The sequence below is a fragment of the Flavonifractor sp. DFI.6.63 genome (assembly GCF_024462255.1).
Taxonomy (GTDB): domain Bacteria; phylum Bacillota; class Clostridia; order Oscillospirales; family Oscillospiraceae; genus Lawsonibacter_A; species Lawsonibacter_A hominis.
Map to the genome: position 1 here is coordinate 1 of NZ_JANGBE010000106.1, position 336 is coordinate 336.

Annotated in this window: 1 protein-coding gene; it reads right to left on the minus strand. The window is 59.5% G+C overall.

The features are described 5' to 3' along the window. A partial coding sequence (locus tag NE547_RS18715) for a hypothetical protein (RefSeq protein ID WP_256176635.1) occupies positions 1 to 286 on the minus strand: 286 nt, incomplete at its 3' end. Positions 287 to 336: the final 50 nt, after the last annotated feature.

The window sequence follows — 336 nt, forward strand, 5'->3', positions numbered from 1 at the left end:
GCTTCTGATTCTCCGCATCCTTGGGATTCTCCTTGTAGGTAACCTCGACGCTCTGTGGGGTACGCTTGGGTACGACGCCGCTCTGCCCGGCGCGCAGCAGCCGCTGGATCTCCTTGTCCGCTTCTGTCTCGTTTTCCCTCGACGTGTAGGCCGGATTGAGGAAGTTGTTGAATGACCGCTCTGCCGGGTTCCCTGTGCTCTTCTGCCGCCCCCAGGCATCGACATACGGAATCTGCTGAAACTCGCCCGGCAGCTTGTTCATGACCCTTCCGAGCGTATACTGCATATCGTTTGGCATCCAGGAGGCCCGATCGACGAAGGTCGTGTCCCGCCTGT